Source organism: Bryocella elongata (assembly GCF_900108185.1).
In the GTDB taxonomy this organism is placed as follows: domain Bacteria; phylum Acidobacteriota; class Terriglobia; order Terriglobales; family Acidobacteriaceae; genus Granulicella; species Granulicella elongata.
In genome coordinates, this window is record NZ_FNVA01000006.1 from 183,413 (window position 1) to 203,962 (window position 20,550).

Here is a 20,550-nt window from a genome sequence, read left to right on the forward strand (position 1 = left end):
TGTCTTGCAAAGCCGCTACGCCGTCTCCACCGGAACCAGCCCGTCGTGCGCCGGTGCACGTCCAATCGAAGCCAGACCATAGGCCGCGATGTACACGTAGCAGATCACCGGGATGAAGAAGCTCGGGTGCAGGCCGATATGATCGGCGATGGTGCCCTGCAGCTTCGGGATAATCGCGCCGCCCAGGATCGCAGCCACCAGCAGGCTCGAACCCTTGCTCGTCAGCGGGCCCAGGTCCTGGATGCCCAGCGTGAAGATCGACGGGAACATGATCGAGTTGCAGAAGCCCACCGCCAGCAGCGTCCACATCGGTAGCGAGTGAGGTATGTACATCGTCCACTGCCAGTGCAGGAAGTGCATGGGGTACGTTGCAATGATCCCCGACGTGAAGTGCGAGTTCATGCTGATCAGCACCAGGATGCCTGCGATGATCGCACCCGGCCCAAGCACCATGCCGGTCTTGATCTTCTGCAGCAGCGCCGATCCAACGAACCGGCCCAGCATCGCACCGCCCCAGTAGCACATCAGGAAGTTCGCGGCGATCGACTCCTTCAAGCCCGCGATGTCCGGCAGGCCCATGTAGTTCACCAGCAGGCTGCCGATCGCAACCTCCGCGCCCACGTAGGTGAAGATGCCCACTGCGGCGAACAGCAGCCACGGATGACGCCAGATGCTGTCCGGCCGCGAGAGCGCCTCAGAGAACGCTCCCGGCCGGAAGTCCTGCGTGTGCTGGCTGACGCCGGTCTTCGTCTTCAGCTTGATGGCCGCCAGCGCCAGCGCCAGCAGCACCAGCGTCAACGCAATGCCGATGTACGGCATCTGCACCGTCCCGGCCTGCGCCGCGCGGTACGCTTGGCGCGCCACGTCGGTCATCGAGTTCAGCGCCGCGGGACTCGCGGTCGGCGGCGCCGCGGCAAGAATCAGCTGCGAGCCAAAGAACGGCGCGATGAACGTGCCCACCGAGTTGAAGGCCTGCGCCAGGTTCAGGCGGCTCGATGCGGTCGCCGCCGGGCCAATCACCGTCACGTACGGGTTCACCGCAACCTGCACGATTGTCATGCCGGCGGCCAGAACGATCAGCGCCGAAAGGAACACGGGGAACAGCGCAAGATGCGCCGCCGGGATGAACCCCGCCGCGCCCGTCGCCATCACGAACAGGCCCACCACCATCGTCTTCTTGTAGCCGTAGCGGTCCACCAGCATGCCGCCCGGATAGCTGAACAGAAAGTAGGAGCCGAAGAACGCCAGCTGCACCGTCATCGCCTGGCCATAGCTCAGCTCGAAGATCGACTTCAGGTGCGGGATGATGATGTCGTTCAGGCAGGTCAGGAAGCCCACCATGAAGAAGAGGGCGGTAGCCACGCTCATGGCGCGCGTGTCAGTACGGACGACGTCGTCGTAGTAGCCAGGGGCACTGATGTTCTTTAGCGGTACGGCCAAGCGGACTCCTCGGGCGGCGCACCGGGCGCGCCCAACCTTACAGATTTTCCCATTCAGAGTACCTGCTTCCGGCCACGTCTGGCTTGGCCGCCCCGGCGACCCATACCTTTGAGCCACTTCCTCGCAGCCAGAAAGGCCGCGCGGTGAGTCCGGATCACCCCCATGTCTTACAGGCTGTCTGGAGCGCCATCGTATGCTGGAGGGGCCGAAGCCAGTAGCCCGGCCTCCAAACCTATGTCGACCAGCGCCACCTCGCCCACCTCTTCCGCCTCCGCCCTCAGCCTCGGAGCGATCCCGCTCGCGCCCATCTTCTCCGAACGCGTCTGGGGAGTGCATGACCTCGGCCCCTGGTTCCCGGCCGCCACCGGCCCGGCCATCGGCGAGGCCTGGCTCACCGCCACCGACTGCGCCGTCGAAGGCGGAGCCCTGCAGGGCAGCAACTTCGGCGACCTCGTCGCTGCGCATCCCGCCGAGCTGGCTCGCGGCTCCATGGGCGAGTTCCCCCTGCTGATCAAGGTCCTCTTCCCCAGGGAAAAGCTCAGCGTCCAGGTGCATCCCGACGACGCCCGCGCCCAGCAGCTCGGCATGCCCAACGGCAAGACCGAGTGCTGGTACATCCTCAGCGCGGAGCCCGGCGCCACCGTAGCCGTCGGCCTCACCCAGCCCATGTCCAACGACGAGATCCGCGCCGCCATCGAGAACGGCACCCTCGAAGACTTCGTCGATCACATCCCCGTCAAGGCCGGAGACATGGTCTTCGTCGACGCCGGCACGGTCCACGCCATCATGCCCGGCGTCATCGTCCTCGAAACCCAGCAGTACTCCGACACCACCTACCGCCTCTTCGACTACGGCCGTCCCCGCGAGCTGCACATCGAAGAAGGCCTGCTCGCAACCAAGCAGAAGACCCGCGCCGGCCTCGTCACCCCGCAGCCCATGGAAGGATTCGTTCGCTTGATAAGCGAGCAATACTTCTTTGTAGACCGCTTCGAGCTTAACCCGAACGCAAGCGTTTCCCTCGGAGGCTTCACGGGCCTGCAGATCTTGGTCGCACTTGGAGAAGGGGTGACCCTCGGCATCGGTACGGCCAACCCAATCGCTCTCCGTCCAGGACACGCTGCGGTTCTGCCGGTTGGAAGCGGGCACTGGGACATCGCCGCGAGCAATGCGGTTGAAGTGATCCGCATCGGAAGGCCGTAGCTCCTTTAGTTCAGAGAAAGCGATTTGTTGGGAGCACCCCTTCTTGTACGCCCTCGACCATCAGTTACGATTGGGTCCCGAAGGGACGTGCAGATGGAAAGCGCAAACTGGGTCGCCAAAATGGTCGATTGCCTCGCATCGGAAGAGGCAGACTCGGCTCGAATGACTGAAGCCATCAACCTCAAGTACGAATATAGGCCGAAGAGCGTCTTCAAATATCGCGCTGTGGATGACGACGGATATTCACTTCAGAATCTTGAACGAGATTGCGTCTGGGTGTGCTCCCCTACGGCATACAACGATCCTTTCGACAGCAGCCTCTCGATCGCGATGAATGTGTTGCTTAGAGGCGTCATTAGGGAGGGCGTCAAGAACATCGTTGAAAGCGAGCTGACCGATCAGATTGACCCAGAGAAGTTATCGCAGCTACTCGAATCCGCTAACCCAGGCCTCGCTCTTCAAGAGCTGTTTATGCTCAGAGACGGACTTTCCAAAGAAGAGCAAGCTCATTTCAGGCAGTGGTTAGCGGCGCAGATGGATAAGTGGGAGCGCTTAGCCACTTCAAAACTACCAGAGAGCCATAAAGAGTCTCTGAAAATATGCTCATTCAGCGAGAAGCCAGATTCAATAACCATGTGGTCGCACTACGCCGATCAGCATCGGGGATTCTGCATCGAATACGGCGTTCAAGACTTGCCACCGAGTGACGGCTTCGTCCGTATGCTTTTCCCGGTCGTATATTCTGAGCGGCTCTTCGACGCCACAAGGTACTTTCAGGCGGCGATCCGCGACAGAGATAAGTTCAATATGCTATTTCCGATTCTGGCAGCACTCCACAAGTCTCCAGAATGGAGCTACGAGAAGGAGTGGCGTCTTATTATCCCCGCGAATCTGGCAAGGCAGGCTGGTGCGTTGCGAGTCCCAAAGCCCAAGGCTGTCAATCTCGGCCCGCGAATGCTAGAGGCGAAACGTGCCGCCGTCATTGAAATTTGTAGGCGCAAGGGCATCCCTATTTATCAAATGAGCCTAGCCCGAGACTCGTTTTGCCTGCGCTCGGAGCCGCTAGCGAAAGAGGATCAGGAAAGAGCAAACAGCGCGAGCGATTGATCCCGGCAAGCGCTCCTCTCGCCACGACCGTTAGGCGCCAACCTTCCCCGCCGCCTTTCCGAATCCCCAGGGAACTGCGCGCCTTCACTCCCCGTATGATCTTCGCAAGGAGCCCTGCGCCCATGTTCCGCACCCTTCAGCGACACCTCAGTCTGTTCGTGGCTGTTCTCGTTCTCTTGTCCGGCGTGACGCTTTGTGCGCAGGTCCCGTTGCTGGAAGAGCCCGGCTACACGCCCACGCTCACCTTCGACGTGGCCACCATCCGCCTCGCTCCGCCGCCGGACGCCAACTTCCGCGTCACCGTCTCCAGCCCGCCGCACTCCAGCCGCTTCGAGGCGAAGAACCTGCCCATCAAGGCCCTCCTGCAGATCGCCTACGGCTACGATGCTCCCGTCGTCGGTGCTCCCGACTGGGTGGGCAATACCTTCTACAACATCCAGGCCCGCTCCGACGAAGCTGCCGACGCCCGCCTCGCCAAGCTCACCGACAACCAGGTGCGCCTCGAAAAGCGCAACGCGATTCGCGTCCTGCTCGCCGAGCGCCTCGAACTGAAGACCCATCTCGAGACCCGCAACACCGCGATCTACAACCTCGTGCTGGCCAAGGGTGGCCTCAAGATGACGCCTTCGCCCGCTCCGCCTCCTCCGGCCGATGGTTCAGCTCCGCCCCCTCCGCCGCCCGTCGACATGGCCGCGCATGGTTCGCAGCATGGCCTGGAGTTCGTTGGGAAGAACGTCATCCTTCGCGCCATCACCAGCTCCCTCAGCTCCATGGTGGAAGCGCCCGTCGTCGACAAGACCGGCCTCACCGGCGCGTACAACTACACGCTGCAGTTCGGCCGCGAATGGTCCGCCAACGATCCCGACAGCTGGCCTTCGATCTTTACCGCCGTGCAGGAGCAGCTCGGCCTCAAGCTCGAAGCCACGCATGAGACCGTGCCCAACCTCGTCGTTGACCACATCATCAAGCCAACCGAAAACTAAGCCAACAAAGAGGGCCGAATCCCGCGAAGTAACGCAAGCGCACCTTGCCCTCGGAACCGAATCCGCACGGCCTGCGTATTCCCATCGAGCGAGAAACTCAAGGAGCCTTATGCGCCGCTACGTCCTTTCCCTTTGCACCCTTCTCATCGCCGCCGCCAGCCTCCAGGCTCAGAACTTCACCACGCAGCCCTGCAAGGACAGCGACGAAGGCAGCCACTGGTTCGGTGGCAACAAGAGCGCCTGCGAAGTGCGTTCCACCACACTTCCGCTTGCCAACGGAAGCCTCAACGTCCACGGCACCAACGGCGCTATCGAAGTAACCGGCGAAGACCGCAGGGACATCGCGCTCGAGGCCCGCGTTACCGCCCGCGCCGGCAGCGACGCCGAGGCCGTATCGATCCTGCGCGAGGTCACCATCGCCACCAGCGGCACCATCCAGGCCAATGGTCCAAAGTCCTTCGGCGAACGCAACTGGTCCGTCAGCTATCGTCTGCGCGTGCCGCATCGCCTCGCGGCGAAGCTCGAGACCGTCAACGGCAGCGTCTCGCTGGCCGCCATCAACGGCGAGATCAACGCTGAGACCACGAACGGCAGCGTCCAGCTCGCCGACCTCGCCGGCAACGTCCACGTCTCCACCACCAACGGCAGCATCAAGGCCAGCCTGGATGGCAACACCTGGCACGGCGCCGGCCTCTCTGCCATCACGACCAACGGCGGCGTCACGGTATCGGTCCCGCCGTCCTACTCCGCACACCTGGTCGCCAGCACCACCAACGGTGGTATCTCCGCAGTCAACGGGCTCTCGACCTCCGCTGGCCGTCATCACAAGCAGCTCGACACCACCCTCGGCAACGGTGGCCCCACGCTGAGCTTTGAGACCACCAACGGTGGCGTGAAGATCCAATAGCTCGCGCCAGCACAATCACGCAGACAAAGCACGGGCTCTGAGTTCAACTCAGAGCCCGTTGCCTCTTGCGAATGGGGTTACTTCGCCGCCGGCTTCTCCAGGTGCCCGCCAAACTCAAACCGCATCGCCGAGAGCAGCTTGTCCGAGAACTCGGCGTCGCCTCGTGAGCTGAATCGGTCGTACAGTGCGGTCGTTAGTACGGGCGTAGGTACGCCTTCGTCGATGCCCGCCTTGATCGTCCAGCGTCCTTCACCGGAGTCTGAAACGCGACCGCTGAACTTCGAGAGCTCGGGATCTTCAATCAGCGCAGCAGCCGTGAGATCCAGCAGCCACGATGCAATGACGCTGCCCCGACGCCACACCTCCGCGATCTCCGGAAGATCCAGGTCGTACATGTAGTGCTCCGGGTTGCGCAGCGGCGTCGTCTCAGCATCGATCTCGTCCGTATGCTTGCCGATGTTCGCAGACTTCAGCACGGCCAGCCCTTCCGCATACGCCGCCATCATGCCGTACTCGATGCCGTTGTGCACCATCTTCGTAAAGTGGCCGGCGCCGTTCGGTCCGCAGTGCAGATACCCATCTTCCGCCGTGCCAATACCCGGCTTGCGGCCCGGCGTGCGGTCGATCGTGCCCGGTCCTGGAGCGATCGTCTTGAACAGGGGATCGAGGTGCTGCACGACGTCCTTGCTGCCGCCGATCATCATGCAGTACCCGCGTTCCAGGCCCCACACACCGCCGCTCGTCCCCACATCCACGTACTCGATGCTCTTTTCCGCGAGCATCTTCGCGCGTGCAATGTCGTCGATGTAATACGAGTTGCCGCCGTCGATCAGGATGTCGCCCGGCGCCAGCAACGGCGAGATCTCCGCGAGTGTCTTCTCGACGACGCCCGCCGGAATCATCAGCCAGATCGCGCGTGGCGTGGTGAGCTTGGAGACGAGGTCCTGCATCGACGACGCCCCGGTAACACCGTCTACCTTCGCCAGGTCCTCAACGGCCTGGGCATGCATGTCGAATACGACGCACTCGTGACCATGCGCCACGAGACGCTTGACCATGTTGGCGCCCATCCTGCCGAGTCCTACCATTGCAAGTTGCATGAAATCTCCTTGATGCCGCTGTACCCGGTTAGACGGCAAAGACCTCTGCCGTGATGCCGATTTCTCTGAACATCATGCAGCGCAATCGTGTTGAGTTGCGCCGCCCGAAAGTGTAGGTCGACGGCAGGAATCTTGTCCTTGACACTTGGCCGACTGTATCCGAGACGTGCCCGGCGATCTTCTCGCAGGTTCGCAGCTATTGATTGAACGCCGTTGAATACGCCGACTTCGGATCGATCGGCCGCTTGATCATGTGCAGCGCGACCAGCTGTTCGTACATCTGCTGCCACCGCGCCGGATCAAACTGTCCCACCGCTTCACCCTTCGCCGGATCTCCTGTGATGAAGTTGCCCTCATGCAGCTTGCGCCAGCTGAACTGCTCCCAGTCCGCATTCAGCGCGGGATTCAGCTTCAGCAGCAGGGCATTCGTCTCGCGGGGATCCTGCATGTACTCCTTCCATCCCCGGATCGACGCCCGCGTAAACTTTGCCACGATGTCGGGATGCGCCGCCGCATACTCGCGCGAGGTGAAGAACACCCGGTAGGGATCAAACCCCGCATCGCGATTCAGCAGCATCCGCGTGTGCGCGCCAGCACGTTCCGCGAAGTACGGCTCGGACGTCACGAAGCCCTGTTGGATGTAGTTCGGGTCATGCAGAAACGCAGCCACGCTGTACGTCGCGGGAATTTCATGCACGTGGTCCAGGTGGAACTTCTTGACGATGAACTCCCACCACGTCGATCCCGGCCGCACCGCAATCGTGCGCCCGTCGATGTCGCTCCACGTCTGCACCGGCGACTCCGCGTGCACCATGATGCCCTGCGGATCGTGCTGCATCGTCGCGCCCAGCGCCAGCAGCGGTTCGTTCGCGTTGGCGATCGCCTCCAGCACGTGATCGGACGAGTTCATGCCAAACTGGGAGACGCCCCGCGCCACCAGCGCGTCGGAGTTCGCAAACGGGCTGCTCGGCAGGATCTGTACGTCCAGACCCTCAGCCTTGTAGTAGCCCTTGTTCAGCGCCGTGTAAAAGCCGCCATGCTCCGGCTGCGGATACCAGTCGGCCTGCAGCTTCACCACCGTCAGGCCATCGTGATGCTCGCTCTGGCAGCCCGTCAGCGGCGTCGAGACCGCGAGCAGGAAGCCGCACATCGCAGCAGGAATCAGGGACGACGAACGGAGACGGCCAACCCTCCGCCTCAACGCCAACGTTGCAGCCAGCACCATGCATGCAGCCTAGCATCCGCACGGCAGCATCCGGCGCGAGCTGGCATCAGGCCTGGGGGCCCGCTCCCGGCTGCAGCATCTCCAGCCCTTCCGAACGCACAATCTCATTGAGCTTCGCAGTCAGCGCGAGCAAGGCTGCATCCTCGCCGATGCGACCCACCAGCTGCACGCCGCCAATCGACCCCGGCATGGTGAGGGCAGGCGTGCCGGTCATGCTCATCGGAACGGTGTAGCGCAGGATCTGCGCCCGGACGTCGCTCAGGTCCTCGCCTTCCTTCAGGGCCGACACCGGGCTCGCCGGCAGCAGCAGGTAGTCGAAGCGCTCCATCAGTTCGCGCATCTCCTGGCGAAATACGTTCAGCCGAACGCCCAGCGAAGCGATCTCATCATCCGTAATCGATTCGCCCCACTTCAACCGCTCTGCGACAGGCTGCTCAAACTTGTCGAAGTTTCCGCGGTGGTAGCCGGCCGCCTCGTGTGCCTGGATGGGCGCAAAGATCTCCATCGCCGGCTCCCAGAACGTGGCATCGAACTCCTCCACCGTCGCGCCCAGCTGGTTCAGCTTGCCCAGCCAGATCCGCTGCAGCCGGAAGATCAGCGGCTCGGTGTCACGCAGAAAGTGCGCATGCGGATATCCAATCCGCAGTCCGCTCATCTTTGGAGCTTCGACGATGTCGAACCCGAACAGCGCTTTGCCGAGCACCGGCCCGTCCCGTAGGTCGCCGTACAGCCATCCGATCGAGTCGAACGTCTCCGCCAGGTGCGCCCCGCCGTCCCACAGGCTCTCGCAAAACTTCACCGACGACCGGTACCCTGCGATGCCGCACAGCGCCGCCGGTACCCGGATCGACCCGCCCGTATCCGTGCCGATGGCCGCAATCGCCGACCCCTCCTGCACGCTGGCCGCTGCTCCGCTGGACGATCCTCCGGTCAGCAGGGAAGCGTCGCGCGGCTGCAGGCAGTGGCCGTAGTCGCGGTTCTCTCCCGTGATGCCATAGGCCAGCATGTGGAGGTGGGTCTTGCCCGTAATCACCGCGCCTGCGGCCTTCAGCCGCTTCGCTACCACCGAATCCTTTACCGCGATGCCATGGCTTTGCTCGTAGAACTTCGAGCCGCACGAAGTGGCGAAGCCCTCCAGGTCGAAGCAGTCCTTCAGCGAGACCGGAATGCCGAACAGCGGCTGTGAGTCATCTCCCGCGGCCGTCAGCTTCGCGGCTTCGCCCTGCGACCAGGCTGCGTCCTGCGCAAGGTACACGTTCTTGCCTGCATTGCTGTTCGCATGCGAGAGACACTCCTGCAAAGCTTCTTCGGGAGAGCTCTCCTGCGTGCCGAACGCCGATCGCAGTGCGGTTATAGGGCTGGGCTTCACGGGCATGCAGGTGATTCTATCGGCAGGGGATGCACTTCGTGCGAGTGCGCCGTTGAGCGCCCGTGACTCTCGTGCTACGTTCGCATATGGTTACCCCCCAGTCCGCCATGCGGTCCCGCAAGCTCAGCCCCCCCGCGCAGGCCGCGTTCGACTCCGAACGCATGCGCGATCTGGTCAAGTTCGCTTCGAAGACCCTCGACACACCCGCACCCATCGCCTTTGCCGCCGAAATCGTCAACACGAAGACCGGCGAGCGCCTCGTCCGCGCCCTCAACAACGTTGGCAAGTCCAAAGACCCCAGCCTGCACGCCGAACTCCGCGCCGTCGGCATCGGCTGCCGCAAGCTGGGCAGCTTCTCCCTCAAGGGCTATACCCTCTACACCACCTGCGAGCCCTGCCCCATGTGCATGGCCAATGCCATGTGGGCCAACCTCGATCGCGTCGTCTATGGACTCACCATCACCGAGGCTGCGAAGTTCGTTCGCCAGATCCACATCCCGGCCACCGAGGTCGAAGCCCGCTCCGACTGGCGCTGCAAGGTCGATGGCCCCTGCGAAGACCAGCTTTGCCTTACACTCTTCTCACACCCCAACATGATGAAGGCCTTCCGCAGCTGGCGCACCCGCAAAGCCTGACCCGGAACAGAATCGCAACACCCAACGGCAGAACTACCTCGCAGAGCTAACCTCGCAGATCCACCTCGACCCCAACCGCATCTCCGCCGTATCTCGCGGAGTCCGCACCTCACGGAGGCCAGATGATCGATCTCGCCGCAGGCCTGTCTCCATTGCTTGCCGATCCCGCGCGCGTCCTCACCCAGCCGCAGGTCGTCGAGCGCCTCTCCCGCGACTTCTACTGGTACTCCCCCATCCTGCGTCCGCAACTCGATGGCAAGCACGCCGACATCGTCGTCCAACCCATCAGCAACGCTGAGATCATCGCCGTCCTGCGCTGGTGCTTCGCGCATGACGTTCCGGTCACGCTGCGCGGCGCGGGCACCGGCAACTACGGCCAGGCCGTGCCACTCCATGGTGGCGTGGTGCTGGACCTCCAGCTCATGCAGGCCATCGAGTCCATCGACAGCGAAGGCGTCGCCGTGTGCGAGCCCGGCGTCAAGCTCGGCGTCCTCGAAACCGAGGCCCGCAAGCAGGGCTGGGAGCTGCGCTGCTACCCCTCCACCATCGCCAAGGCGTCGCTCGGCGGCTTCCTCGGCGGCGGCTCCGGCGGCATCGGCTCCATCTCCCATGGCGGCCTGCGCGACTTCAACACCGTTCGCGCCCTCGAGGTCATCACCATGGAGGCCGACCCCCGCGTCCTCCTCCACGAAGGCCCCGCCGTCCACGACATCCTCCACGCCTGGGGCACCAACGGCGTCATCACGAAGATCTGGTTCCAGCTCACCTCCGCGGTCGAGTGGGCACAGGCCGCGCTGGCCTTCCCCAGCTTCGCGCAGGCCTTCGACTTCAGCGAGACCCTCGCCGTCGATCCCTCCTGGGTCAAGCGTCTGCTCACCGTCTTCGAGTGGCCGCTGCCTTCGTTCTTCTCGCCCATCAAGTCGCTGGCGCGTGAAGGCCACGCGGGGATCTTCCTGCTCATCGCGGAGGCCCAGCGCGCGCAGCTCGAACAGGCCGTCCGCGACGCCGGCGGCGAGGTCACCTTCGCCGAGCCCTACGCCGGTCTCCGCTCCACGCCTCTGCTATCCGACTACACCTGGAACCACACCACGTTATGGGCGATGAAGGCTGATCCCGCCTACACCTACCTGCAGTGCGGCTTCGACCTCGAACGCTCCCGCGAGCAGTTCGCCACGCTCAAGGCAAAGTTCGGCGACGACTTCCTCATCCACATCGAGTGGATGAAGAACGGCGCCGGCAACATCTTTCCCGTCGCCATCCCCGTCGTGAAGTTCACCGATGAAGCCCGTCTCAACGACATGATCGACACCTGCCGCGCGAATGACGTCTTCGTCGCGAACCCGCACGTGAACCACGTCGAAGGCGGTGGCCGCTATCGCGAAGACAACGTCCAGCTGCAGGCCAAGTACCGCTACGATCCCCACGGCCTGATGAACCCGGGCAAGATGGCCACGTTCGTTCGCCGCAACGTGGCAGCCATGGCAGGAAAACACGCATGAACACCGTACGCAGCAGCTGGATTCCCGACGCACGCAACTTCGCCTACCTCAACTGGAAGCAGGTCGACGCTCTCCCGCGCGAGTCCACCGTGCTCGTCCTCGGCACCGCAGCCATCGAGCAGCACGGCCACCACCTTCCTCTCGCCACCGACACCCTCATCAACAACGTCATGCTCGGCCGCGCGCTCGAGCAGCTCCCCGCCGACATGAGCCTCTTCGCTCTGCCGCCCATCTGCTACGGCAAGAGCAACGAGCACATCGGCTTCCCCGGAACGCTCTCTGTCTCCGCGTCCACCTTCATGGCGGTCGTTCGCGACCTTGGCGCTTCCATCACCGCGGCGGGCTTTCGCAAGCTCGTCCTCTTCAACACCCACGGCGGCAACAGCTCGCTGGTGGACGTGATGGCCCGCGATCTCCGTGCCGAGTTCAACCTCCGCACCTTCACCATCTTTGGCTCCGCAGGCGCAAAGTTCGAAGGCCTCAACCCGCAGGAAGCCAAGTACGGATTCCACGCCGGTGAGCTCGAAACCGCATGGCTATTGGCCGCAACGCCCGACCTCGTCGATACCTCCGCCTACACGGCCCGCTACATCGCGAAGCTCGAAGACGACGAGCTCCTGCAGCCCGAACGCGGCGCAGCCAACTTCGCCTGGCTTACCCGCGACATCTCCGACACCGGCGTCCTCGGCGACCCCACACCCTCCACGCCCGAGAACGGCGAGCTCTGGCTCGCCTCAGCTTCAGCTCAAGTAGCCAAAGCCCTCACCGCCATCTACAACTACGAGGCCAAGGCCGAATGAGCGCAGCCCTCGTTGACTGCGGCAACGGCGTCACCCTCGAACGCTCCGTCGCGTTCACACTCTCCGACGGCACGAAGCTCGTCTCCGATCACTACTACCCGGTTGAGGCTGGCCCGCATCCCACGCTGCTCATGCGTCAGCCCTACGGCCGCGACATCGCCTCCACCGTCGTCTATGCGCATCCCATCTGGTTCGCCCGCCACGGCTACAACGTCGTGATTCAGGATGTGCGGGGCCGCGGCGGCAGCGAAGGTTCGTTCTATCCCTTCCGCCACGAAGGCCGCGACGGCGCCGAGACCATCGCCTGGCTGCGTACGCGCCCCGAGTGCAACGGTCGCATCGGCATGTACGGCTTCAGCTATCAAGGCGCAACGCAGCTTCTCGCAGCAGCCGAGCAGCCCGAAGGCCTTCAATGCATCGCACCGGCGATGACTGCCTGCGACCTCTATCGCGGCTGGTTCTACCACCACGGCGCACTGCGCCTGGCCTCGTCCCTTGGCTGGGGCCTGCAGATGCTCAAGGAAGATGCCCGCCGCCTTGGCCTCGCCGAAGCCTCCGCGAAGCTCGAAGCCGCATGGGCCAACGTCCGTGCGCAGGCCTCGCACCTGCCCTATGCGCAGCATCCAGCGATTGTTGATTCCGCCCTGCCGTCTTACGTCCGCGACTGGTTCTCTCATGACAGCCCAGGTCCTTTCTGGTCGGATTTAGACATCAGTTCGCGCGCTGGCGACATCAACGTCCCCGCGCTCCACGTCTCCGGCTGGTATGACACCTACCTCGAAGGCTCCGTGGCAGGCTTCGAGCTGCTCCGCGATCACGCAGCCACCGAGCACGCCCGCGACAACCAGTACCTTCTCGCCGGCCCGTGGGTCCACATCCCCTGGGGCGATCGCGTCGGCGAAGCCAATCTCGGCGAGGCCGCTCTGCTCGACACCGACGACCTGCTCCTCCGCTGGTTCAACCACTGGCTCAAAGACGCCAACACCTTCGCCGACGAGCCTCGCATAAAGCACTTCGCGATGGGCACCAACACGTGGCATAGCGCCGATGCGGCACAGGCGCCTTCCGCCATCACCCTGCACCTCGCCAGCGATGGCCGCGCAGAATCCCGCAAGGGCGATGGCGCCCTCGTCGAAGATGAACCGACCGGTCCAGCCGACATCTTCGTCTTCGACCCCGAGGTCCCCGTCTTCGCCCCCGGTGGCCCTCAGGCTCTAGCTGGATTGTTTGATCAATCCGGCGCGGAACAGCTCAACAACCTCCTCGTCTACACCGGTGATTCCCTGGAAGCTCCGCTCCACATCTTCGGGCGCCCCAGCGTCTCGCTCCACGTGCAGACCTCATCCGCACACGCCGATGTCACCGCCAAGCTCGTCTGCGTCAAGCCCAATGGCCGCGCCGAATTCGTCTGCATCGGCATCGCGCGTTCCACCTTCCTCTTCGGCGAGGCCAGCGTCGCCGATGTGCCGCAGCTTTGGGTGTTCACCCTCGAGCCCACCTCCTTCGTCTTCGCCGCTGGAGACCGCATCCGCCTCGAGATCGCAGGCTGCGCCTTCCCGCTCTATGACCGCAATCCCTCCAACAGCACGAGGCCCAGCGAGATGACCGTATTCCACTGGCAGCGCTGCACCCACATGGTCTTTCACGATCGCGAGCACCCTTCGTCGCTTCAACTTCCCGTGCTGCAGGAGGGCCACGCTTGAGCGCTCCCGGAATCCCCGAAGTTCTCCTCACCAACGTCACCAAGCGCTTCGGCCCGTCCGCCGCGCCGGTCCTCGACGCTATCTCGCTCACCGTCGAGCGCGGAGAGTTTGTCACGCTCCTCGGCCCCTCCGGCTGCGGCAAATCCACGCTGCTCAAGCTCGTCGCTGGCCTTTCGCCCATCACCTCGGGCGAGATCACCGTCAACGGCATGACGCCCGTAAACGCCCGGCCCATCGTCTCCTTCGTCTTTCAGGACGCCACGCTCCTCCCCTGGCGCACCGTCGAGAAGAACGTCGCGCTCGCGCTTGAACTCGAAGGCCGCCCCCGCGACGAGACCGCGCAAACCACGCAGTCGCTCCTCCAACTCGTCGACCTCTCGCACGTCGCCCAGCACTATCCCCGCCAGCTCTCCGGCGGCATGAAGATGCGCGTGTCGATCGCCCGCGCCCTCGCCACGCGGCCGCGCGTGCTGCTCATGGACGAGCCCTTCGCCGCACTCGACGAGATCACCCGCGACCGCATGAACGAAGAACTCCTCCGCCTGCGCGCCGAGCAGGACTGGACCGTCCTCTTCGTCACGCACTCCGTCGCCGAGGCCATCTTCCTCTCGTCGCGCGTCATCATCCTCGCGCCGCATCCCGGCCGCATTGCGCACGAGCTGACCATCGACCTGCCTTGGCCACGCACCGCCGAGACCCGCGAGTCGGAAGCCTTCGATGCTCTGGTCAACCGCGCCTCGCGGCTTCTCCGGGAGGCCCATCGCGCATGAAGAAACGCCTTGTCTTCGTGCTCAACTCCCTCGGCGTCTTCCTCGCCATGCTGCTTGTCTGGCGAGGCATCATCGCTGCCTTCAACGTCCCCGCCTACATGCTGCCCACGCCGTGGATGGTCACGGTGGCCTTCGGCGAACACCTCAACGGCATCCTCAGCGCACTGCTCATCACTACCGAAGAGGCCGTCCTCGGCATCGTCTCCGCCGTCATCCTCGGCGTGCTCATCGCGCTCATCTTCGCGCGCTCCGAATGGATCCGCCGTCTGCTATTTCCTTACACCGTGCTCCTGCAGACGGTGCCCATCATGGCTGTGACGCCCCTCATCATCATGTGGGTCGGCCCGGGGCAAGCCGCGGTCACACTCGTCGCGTTCATCTTCTGCGTGTCCTCTATCATCGCCAACACCACGCAAGGCCTCATCAGCGTCAACGACGACCTGGTCGCGCTCTTCCTCATGCACAACGCTTCGCCTGCACAGGTGCTCGCGAAGCTGCGCCTCCCGCACTCGCTGCCATACCTCTTCGTCGGCATACGCATCTCCAGCGGCCTCGCGGTCATCGGAGCCATCACCGGCGAACTCTTCGCGGGCTCCTCACGCGTAGGGCAGGGCGGCCTCGGTTACTCCATCCTGTATGCGATGGCGCAGATGCAGACCGACCTCCTCTTCGCGCTCGTCATCGCGTCCACGATCCTCGGCTTCGCGTTCTTCTTCACCGCAACCTTCCTCGAATGGCTGATGCTGCACAAGTGGCACGAGTCCGCAGCCGTAAGCCGCCTCGAATCCTGACCCATTCGAAAGGCCGAAGAGCATTGGCCAGCTTGCAGTTCAAGCGTTTGGAAACCATGAGGACGAGCACGATCGTCTCGTTAAGGGCACGGCTTCAGCCGTGCCGTAAGAGCGGCAAATAGATAGGGGCTTCAGCCCCTGAGGTCCCGACATATGCTTCGCCTCGCTTCACAAAAGGACGGCCAGCCCGGCTGGTACCTCATCACCCACCCCGACCACGCACACCTGGCTGGTGCCTTCGCCACCGCATGGGGCAACACGCAATTCCTTCAGCCCGAGCCCCGCGAGCACGTGCTGCTCGGCATCTGGTCGCACGATGATGGCTGGGCCGCCCGCGATGCCACCACGCCGATCACCCGCGAAGGCAAGCCGTCAGCGTTCTCCGTCGAATTGGTAGGGAAGTACTCTGCCTTCGAAGAGATCGACCTCGTCGCCTATCTCAATGTCCGCCGCAACGCGGTCAAGCTCATCGCCGAGCGCGACCCCTACGCCGCGATCCTCATCTCCATGCACACCCGCAACCTGCTCGGCGAACACGCGGACCGCTCCACTATCAAACCCGACCTGCTGCCCATGCTCGATGCCTTCCTCGACGAGCAGCTCGAACTGCAACAGAAGCTCCGCGATCAACTCCTGGGCTCCTATAGGGTCGCGCCCGAGTTTCTCACCGATGAAGCCTTCCTCGAGAACTTCCGCCTGCTCCAGGCCTGCGACAATCTCTCGCTGCTCAGCTGTGTGAACTTCGCGGGCGATGCCTCACTGCTGCACCCGTTGAAGACCATCGATGGCACCAGTGAGATCAACGTAGAACGCATCGGCGTGCGCAGCTTCCGGCTCACACCCTATCCCTTCGCCGAGCCGCTGTTGAGCTTCGAGCTTCCAGCCCGCTTCGTCGAAGGCACAACCTTCGCCAGCGCGGAAGAGCTTCGCGCGCTCTATGAAGCTGCCCCGGTCGAGATCCTCACAGTGACAGTGACATCAAGGGGGTAGCCCTTGCCTCTGGGTGCCCCGGGTCCCTCAAGGGACCCGGGCTATCGTGCCACTGGAGCTATATAGTGTCACAGGTCTGTGTGTACACCGGAGATGCGAACTAACTCCTGGGCAAAATCGACACATGCGCCTGGACGATCCGCCAGCCCTCGTCCAGCCGCACCCACACCTGGCTCTGCCGTCCACGGACGATGCCGTTCAACGTATCGCGCTCGAACTCCAACGTAATCGATCCGTAGTCTTTGCCGAAGGTACGAATCTCCAACCGTACCTGTCGCCGCGCGAGCCCCACCGCAGGCCGGCTCAACCGGAACGCCTCGATCTCCGCCTCGCCGTACAGGTTCTCACCCGCGCCCAGACGAATCGACAGCGGCGAAGCCCAGAACATCTCCGTCAACACCGGCACATCGTTGGTCACCAGCGCTTCTTCATAGCGCGGATACAACGCCGCCAACTCCGCGACAACCTCCGGATCATTCACGACCAAGCTTCACCCCAACTCGCAGCCCAGAACTCGCAGCTCAGAACTCGTAACTCACAGCTCGATCAAACTTTTCTTTGCCTCAGGAAGTCGCAAACAGCTTCCGCTCCGGCAGCACGCTCTTCGCAATCACCGCGGACACAGTGATCATCGGCTCGTTCACTACCTGGCTCAGTTGCAGCTTCATCGCCACGCTGCACAGCACGTACGCGTGCACCGGCGTAAAGCCCCATTGCGCAACGAGGAAGTCGATGATCCGGCTCGTAGCGTTGCGCGCAGCCGTCAAGGCATCGGTCGCGCTCTCCACCACCACCCAGCCCGGCCCCACATCGCCTGGCGTGGGAGCCTCGATCACGGGACCTTGTGCGAAGACGCCTCGCACCGCGGCACCTTTATGCAGCGTGAACCGCAGCGTCACATCCGCAGGGCATTCGATGCCATTGATCGACACCTCGCCATCGCCCTGCGCCGCATGCGCATCGCCACAGCTGAACAAAGCCCCCGGCTGCTGCACGGGAAGGTAAAGCGTCGCTCCGGTCGCCAGCTCGCGCACGTCCATATTGCCGCCGAAGACTCCCGGCGCCCGCGTGCGGAACTCGCCCTTGTCCGCCGGAGCCACGCCCATGATCCCGCAGAACGGTCGCAGCGGCACCACCGCCGGCGTCAGCGAGCGCGACACATCGCACTCCAGCTTCCAATGGAAGAGCGAACCTTCGCTGAAGCGCTCCTTCAGGAAGCCCAGCCCCGGAATCGTGCTCGTCCATCCCCAGCCGCGATGAGCTACCTCGAGCACATCCACCTGCAGCACGTCGCCAGGAACGGCTCCGTCAATCGCAACCGGCCCCGTCAGGCAGTGAATCCGCATCTTGTCGATGCCCGCAAACTCCTCCGCCGCCATGCCATCGCGCACCTGCAGCCCGCTCGCATCCTGGCAGTCGAAGTGGACGGTGTCACCGCTCGCAATCGTCAGCCGCGGCGCAAGGTCCGCGTTCCAGCGGGAGTGTGTTGGCTCAGCCGAAAGCTCATGCGTCGCCACCCTAAATCTCCCCAGTCGTCTTCAACTCGACCGTCATCTGCAGCTCCACCAGCGCATGCCGAGGCAGCCCGCTCACGCCGATCGCCGCGCGTACATGCTTGCCGCTCTCGCCGAAGACCTTGCCCAGCAGGTCCGACGCTCCGTTGATCACCGCCGGCGACTCCGAGAATCCGGCCACAGAGTTCACGTAGCCATTCACCGTAACAATGCTCTTCACCTTCTCCAGCGAGCCGAGATGAGCCTCCAGCACCGCAAGGTGCAGCAGCGCGCAGCTCTGCGCGGCGGCATAGCCTTCTTCGACCGTGCGATCCTGCCCGACGCAGCCGGTGATGACGCCATCCGCCGTCTGCGAGATCACGCCGGAGAGAAACACGAGGTTACCGACAGTGCGTGCCGAGGTGTAGTTGCCGCCAGGCTTCGGGGCCGCGGGAAGCGCGAGTCCAAGCTCGGCAAGTGTGTCTTTGGGGGTCATGGTGAAAGTTAGCGTAGCACGCCGATCCCATGGCTTCAGCCCGGTAGATGTGCCGCGCCTGAAGTCTCGAATCCATAAACAACGAACGTGTCGCCGAAGTCGATTTCCGCTCGCCACGTACAAGCCGTGGTCTAGCATGGGGCATGGGACAGCGCAGTTGGATCTTCACAGTGCTCATGGCATTGATGGTTTCTGTGTCTTTGTTCGACGCCCCTGCGCAGACAGAGCGTCCACCCGGTCCACGCATCCCGCTGCACCGTACCCGGCTTCATCGCGATGATCTCGAGATTGGCGGCGATCTTGTGGGTGTCCTTACCGGGCAAAGCCGGTTCGTGAACTATACGGATCTCCTCGCACTTCCGCAGGTCAGCGTCCGCGTCAGCGGCGACACCAACTTCGTTGGCCCTGTGCGCATCGAGGGGGTTCTCCTCGAGTCTCTACCTGCGCTGCTGGGCGCGAGGCCGGACGCTCGCCTCGTCACGGCGATCTGCGACGACTTTTACGAGGCGCACTACCCGATCGCCTATCAGCAGGCCCACCATCCCATCCTTGTGCTGAAGGTGAACGGCCTCGATCCCTTGCACTGGCCACTCGGATCCGACAAAGTCCCGATGGGGCCCTACATGATCTCGCATGCGCATTTTCAGTCCAAGATGCAGGTGCTCTCGCATCGTGAAGAGCCGCAGATCCCCTGGGGCGTCGTGCGCCTCGACTTCGAGAACGAAGCGGCCGTCTACCGCCCTATCCTTCCGATCGGCCCCGATGCGCAGTCACTCCAGGTCCAGCAGGGCTATGCCATCGCTCGTGAGAACTGCTTCCGCTGCCACAATCGCGAAGGCCAGGGAGGCACCAAGGCCAAGCGCTCCTGGAGCGTCGTCGCGCGCCGCGCCATCACCGACCCGCAATGGTTCGCAACCTACGTTCGTGCGCCAAACAAGATCAACCCCGCTACGCAGATGTCTGGTTCGCCGCAGTATGACGACGCCACCATCGCCGCCCTGATTGCGTACTTCAAACCCTTCGCACACGCCGACTGACAGGAGTTCGCCGCGATGCCCGAGATCACCGACACCGCAAAAGTCTCACGACTCGCCAAGACCGTCCTTATGGCCGCGATGGCCTTCTTCTTCACCCTCGTCGTCTTCAACAACATCACAGACTTCGATTCGAACTATCAGTTCGTCCACCATGTGCTGTCGATGGATTCAACCTTCCCCGGCAATCACGGCATGTGGCGAGCCCTGCACCCGATCGCGCTCCACATCGCCTTCTATGTCGGCATCATCTGTTACGAAGCTCTGAACATGGTGCTCTGCTGGTGGGCGGCCGCCGCGATGTTCTCAGAGCGAAGCGCGACTCCGGCAGCCTTCGTCCGCTCCAAGCGGATCGCCATCGCCGCGCTTACCGCAGGCATGCTCCTCTGGCTCGTCGCCTTCCTCGAGATCGGCGCAGAATGGTTCCTCATGTGGCAGTCGCACACGTGGAACGGCCAGGAAGCCGCCTTCCGCATGATCACCATCGAGGGCATTCTGCTGCTCGTCATGCTCTTGCCCGAGTCCGGCGAGTAGCAATCTCGAATGACGCGGCATGGCTCCTTTTGTTGTCATTCCCGAAGGGAATCTGCGTCTCGAAACAGGAACCTCAAGTAGGGAGCTACGCCCAATGAACGCCTCCGAACAAACCGAACCTCGCCTCGTGATCGTTGCCTACAAGCCAAAGCCTGGCATGGAAGCCGAACTCCTCCAACTCACCCTCGAGCATGTCCCGCTGCTGCGAAAGCTGGGCCTTGCCACGAACCGCCCGGCTCTCGCAGGCCGAGCGAAGGACGGCACCATCGTCGAGGTCTTCGAGTGGGCTCCGGGCGCCATCGCCAAAGCGCATACGGACCCCGAGGTCGGCAAACTCTGGGTCCGCTACAACGCCGCCTGCGACTACGTTCCGCTGAACTCCGTGGCGGAGGCTTCGGACATGTTCGCCGGCTTCGTGCCCATAGACCTCTAGGGAGCCTCCGGGCAGGCCCCGATCGGTCAGGGCGGGATTTC

At 63.4% G+C, this 20,550-nt stretch carries 21 protein-coding genes; 14 read left to right on the forward strand and 7 right to left on the reverse strand.

Features of this window, described 5'->3' with window-relative positions:
- Positions 1-15: 15 nt before the first annotated feature.
- Complete coding sequence (locus tag C4S68_RS16805; protein WP_103934263.1) at positions 16-1,440, reverse strand: sugar MFS transporter; 1,425 nt, start codon at positions 1,438-1,440, stop codon at positions 16-18.
- A 234-nt stretch (positions 1,441-1,674) separates the two neighbouring features.
- On the opposite strand from C4S68_RS16805, the gene C4S68_RS16810 reads away from it, so the two are divergent.
- The 4 genes from C4S68_RS16810 (at position 1,675) to C4S68_RS16825 (ending at position 5,637) form a co-directional block, all read left to right on the forward strand.
- Positions 1,675-2,640, forward strand: a complete 966-nt coding sequence (locus C4S68_RS16810) for a type I phosphomannose isomerase catalytic subunit (RefSeq protein ID WP_160115210.1) — start codon at positions 1,675-1,677, stop codon at positions 2,638-2,640.
- A gap of 93 nt (positions 2,641-2,733) precedes the next feature.
- Positions 2,734-3,747: a DUF2971 domain-containing protein gene (locus tag C4S68_RS16815; RefSeq protein ID WP_103934265.1), complete on the forward strand. Its 1,014-nt coding sequence runs from the start codon at positions 2,734-2,736 to the stop codon at positions 3,745-3,747.
- 122 nt (positions 3,748-3,869) lie between these two features.
- Positions 3,870-4,730: a TIGR03435 family protein gene (locus tag C4S68_RS16820; protein WP_103934266.1), complete on the forward strand. Its 861-nt coding sequence runs from the start codon at positions 3,870-3,872 to the stop codon at positions 4,728-4,730.
- Positions 4,731-4,839: 109 nt separating this feature from the next.
- Positions 4,840-5,637 (forward strand): DUF4097 family beta strand repeat-containing protein, encoded by a 798-nt coding sequence (locus C4S68_RS16825; protein WP_103934267.1) that lies wholly within the window; start codon positions 4,840-4,842, stop codon positions 5,635-5,637.
- A gap of 77 nt (positions 5,638-5,714) precedes the next feature.
- Here C4S68_RS16825 and gnd read toward each other — a convergent pair whose 3' ends face one another.
- The 3 genes from gnd to C4S68_RS16840 form a co-directional block, all read right to left on the reverse strand.
- Positions 5,715-6,737, reverse strand: a complete 1,023-nt coding sequence (gene gnd, locus C4S68_RS16830) for a phosphogluconate dehydrogenase (NAD(+)-dependent, decarboxylating) (protein WP_103934268.1) — start codon at positions 6,735-6,737, stop codon at positions 5,715-5,717.
- A gap of 196 nt (positions 6,738-6,933) precedes the next feature.
- Complete coding sequence (locus C4S68_RS16835) at positions 6,934-7,962, reverse strand: ABC transporter substrate-binding protein (RefSeq protein ID WP_103934269.1); 1,029 nt, start codon at positions 7,960-7,962, stop codon at positions 6,934-6,936.
- 46 nt (positions 7,963-8,008) lie between these two features.
- Positions 8,009-9,337 (reverse strand): amidase, encoded by a 1,329-nt coding sequence (locus tag C4S68_RS16840; protein WP_103934270.1) that lies wholly within the window; start codon positions 9,335-9,337, stop codon positions 8,009-8,011.
- Positions 9,338-9,438: 101 nt separating this feature from the next.
- Between C4S68_RS16840 and C4S68_RS16845 the strand changes: the two genes are divergently transcribed.
- From C4S68_RS16845 to C4S68_RS16875, 7 genes are all read left to right on the forward strand, one after another.
- Positions 9,439-9,966 (forward strand): nucleoside deaminase, encoded by a 528-nt coding sequence (locus C4S68_RS16845; RefSeq protein WP_160115211.1) that lies wholly within the window; start codon positions 9,439-9,441, stop codon positions 9,964-9,966.
- A gap of 122 nt (positions 9,967-10,088) precedes the next feature.
- On the forward strand, positions 10,089-11,465 hold the full coding sequence (locus C4S68_RS16850) for an FAD-binding oxidoreductase (RefSeq protein WP_103934272.1): 1,377 nt from the start codon (positions 10,089-10,091) through the stop codon (positions 11,463-11,465).
- Positions 11,462-12,265: a creatininase family protein gene (locus C4S68_RS16855; RefSeq protein WP_103934273.1), complete on the forward strand. Its 804-nt coding sequence runs from the start codon at positions 11,462-11,464 to the stop codon at positions 12,263-12,265. Before C4S68_RS16850 ends, C4S68_RS16855 begins: the two co-directional genes overlap by 4 nt.
- Entirely contained in the window at positions 12,262-13,968 is a 1,707-nt protein-coding gene (locus C4S68_RS16860) for a CocE/NonD family hydrolase (RefSeq protein WP_103934274.1), read from the forward strand. Before C4S68_RS16855 ends, C4S68_RS16860 begins: the two co-directional genes overlap by 4 nt.
- On the forward strand, positions 13,965-14,738 hold the full coding sequence (locus tag C4S68_RS16865) for an ABC transporter ATP-binding protein (RefSeq protein WP_103934275.1): 774 nt from the start codon (positions 13,965-13,967) through the stop codon (positions 14,736-14,738). Before C4S68_RS16860 ends, C4S68_RS16865 begins: the two co-directional genes overlap by 4 nt.
- Positions 14,735-15,529 carry an ABC transporter permease gene (locus C4S68_RS16870; protein WP_103934276.1) on the forward strand — a complete coding sequence of 265 codons (795 nt, stop codon included), beginning with the start codon at positions 14,735-14,737 and terminating at the stop codon, positions 15,527-15,529. Before C4S68_RS16865 ends, C4S68_RS16870 begins: the two co-directional genes overlap by 4 nt.
- A gap of 153 nt (positions 15,530-15,682) precedes the next feature.
- Complete coding sequence (locus C4S68_RS16875) at positions 15,683-16,519, forward strand: DUF3891 family protein (RefSeq protein ID WP_103934277.1); 837 nt, start codon at positions 15,683-15,685, stop codon at positions 16,517-16,519.
- Between the two features lie 100 nt (positions 16,520-16,619).
- Here C4S68_RS16875 and hpxZ read toward each other — a convergent pair whose 3' ends face one another.
- From hpxZ to C4S68_RS16890, 3 genes are all read right to left on the reverse strand, one after another.
- Positions 16,620-17,000 (reverse strand): oxalurate catabolism protein HpxZ, encoded by a 381-nt coding sequence (hpxZ, locus tag C4S68_RS16880; RefSeq protein ID WP_200821581.1) that lies wholly within the window; start codon positions 16,998-17,000, stop codon positions 16,620-16,622.
- An 82-nt stretch (positions 17,001-17,082) separates the two neighbouring features.
- Entirely contained in the window at positions 17,083-18,036 is a 954-nt protein-coding gene (locus C4S68_RS16885) for an acetamidase/formamidase family protein (RefSeq protein ID WP_103934279.1), read from the reverse strand.
- 1 nt (position 18,037) lies between these two features.
- Positions 18,038-18,508 carry a RidA family protein gene (locus C4S68_RS16890; protein WP_103934280.1) on the reverse strand — a complete coding sequence of 157 codons (471 nt, stop codon included), beginning with the start codon at positions 18,506-18,508 and terminating at the stop codon, positions 18,038-18,040.
- A gap of 143 nt (positions 18,509-18,651) precedes the next feature.
- On the opposite strand from C4S68_RS16890, the gene C4S68_RS16895 reads away from it, so the two are divergent.
- From C4S68_RS16895 to C4S68_RS16905, 3 genes are all read left to right on the forward strand, one after another.
- Entirely contained in the window at positions 18,652-19,545 is an 894-nt protein-coding gene (locus C4S68_RS16895) for a c-type cytochrome (RefSeq protein WP_103934281.1), read from the forward strand.
- Between the two features lie 15 nt (positions 19,546-19,560).
- Positions 19,561-20,076 (forward strand): DUF2165 family protein, encoded by a 516-nt coding sequence (locus C4S68_RS16900; protein WP_103934282.1) that lies wholly within the window; start codon positions 19,561-19,563, stop codon positions 20,074-20,076.
- Between the two features lie 94 nt (positions 20,077-20,170).
- Positions 20,171-20,509 (forward strand): hypothetical protein, encoded by a 339-nt coding sequence (locus C4S68_RS16905; protein WP_103934283.1) that lies wholly within the window; start codon positions 20,171-20,173, stop codon positions 20,507-20,509.
- The last annotated feature ends 41 nt before the right edge of the window (positions 20,510-20,550 follow it).

Excerpts from the sequence above, each read along its gene's own strand:
- C4S68_RS16810 (WP_160115210.1), top strand. The coding sequence starts at position 1,675 with ATGTCGACCAGCGCCACCTCGCCCACCTCTTCCGCCTCCGCCCTCAGC.
- C4S68_RS16815 (WP_103934265.1), top strand. The coding sequence starts at position 2,734 with ATGGAAAGCGCAAACTGGGTCGCCAAAATGGTCGATTGCCTCGCATCG.
- C4S68_RS16820 (WP_103934266.1), top strand. The coding sequence starts at position 3,870 with ATGTTCCGCACCCTTCAGCGACACCTCAGTCTGTTCGTGGCTGTTCTC.
- C4S68_RS16825 (WP_103934267.1), top strand. The coding sequence starts at position 4,840 with ATGCGCCGCTACGTCCTTTCCCTTTGCACCCTTCTCATCGCCGCCGCC.
- gnd (WP_103934268.1), bottom strand. The coding sequence starts at position 6,737 with ATGCAACTTGCAATGGTAGGACTCGGCAGGATGGGCGCCAACATGGTC.
- C4S68_RS16835 (WP_103934269.1), bottom strand. The coding sequence starts at position 7,962 with ATGGTGCTGGCTGCAACGTTGGCGTTGAGGCGGAGGGTTGGCCGTCTC.
- C4S68_RS16840 (WP_103934270.1), bottom strand. The coding sequence starts at position 9,337 with ATGCCCGTGAAGCCCAGCCCTATAACCGCACTGCGATCGGCGTTCGGC.
- C4S68_RS16845 (WP_160115211.1), top strand. The coding sequence starts at position 9,439 with ATGCGGTCCCGCAAGCTCAGCCCCCCCGCGCAGGCCGCGTTCGACTCC.
- C4S68_RS16850 (WP_103934272.1), top strand. The coding sequence starts at position 10,089 with ATGATCGATCTCGCCGCAGGCCTGTCTCCATTGCTTGCCGATCCCGCG.
- C4S68_RS16855 (WP_103934273.1), top strand. The coding sequence starts at position 11,462 with ATGAACACCGTACGCAGCAGCTGGATTCCCGACGCACGCAACTTCGCC.
- C4S68_RS16860 (WP_103934274.1), top strand. The coding sequence starts at position 12,262 with ATGAGCGCAGCCCTCGTTGACTGCGGCAACGGCGTCACCCTCGAACGC.
- C4S68_RS16870 (WP_103934276.1), top strand. The coding sequence starts at position 14,735 with ATGAAGAAACGCCTTGTCTTCGTGCTCAACTCCCTCGGCGTCTTCCTC.
- C4S68_RS16875 (WP_103934277.1), top strand. The coding sequence starts at position 15,683 with ATGCTTCGCCTCGCTTCACAAAAGGACGGCCAGCCCGGCTGGTACCTC.
- C4S68_RS16890 (WP_103934280.1), bottom strand. The coding sequence starts at position 18,508 with ATGACCCCCAAAGACACACTTGCCGAGCTTGGACTCGCGCTTCCCGCG.
- C4S68_RS16895 (WP_103934281.1), top strand. The coding sequence starts at position 18,652 with ATGGGACAGCGCAGTTGGATCTTCACAGTGCTCATGGCATTGATGGTT.
- C4S68_RS16900 (WP_103934282.1), top strand. The coding sequence starts at position 19,561 with ATGCCCGAGATCACCGACACCGCAAAAGTCTCACGACTCGCCAAGACC.
- C4S68_RS16905 (WP_103934283.1), top strand. The coding sequence starts at position 20,171 with ATGAACGCCTCCGAACAAACCGAACCTCGCCTCGTGATCGTTGCCTAC.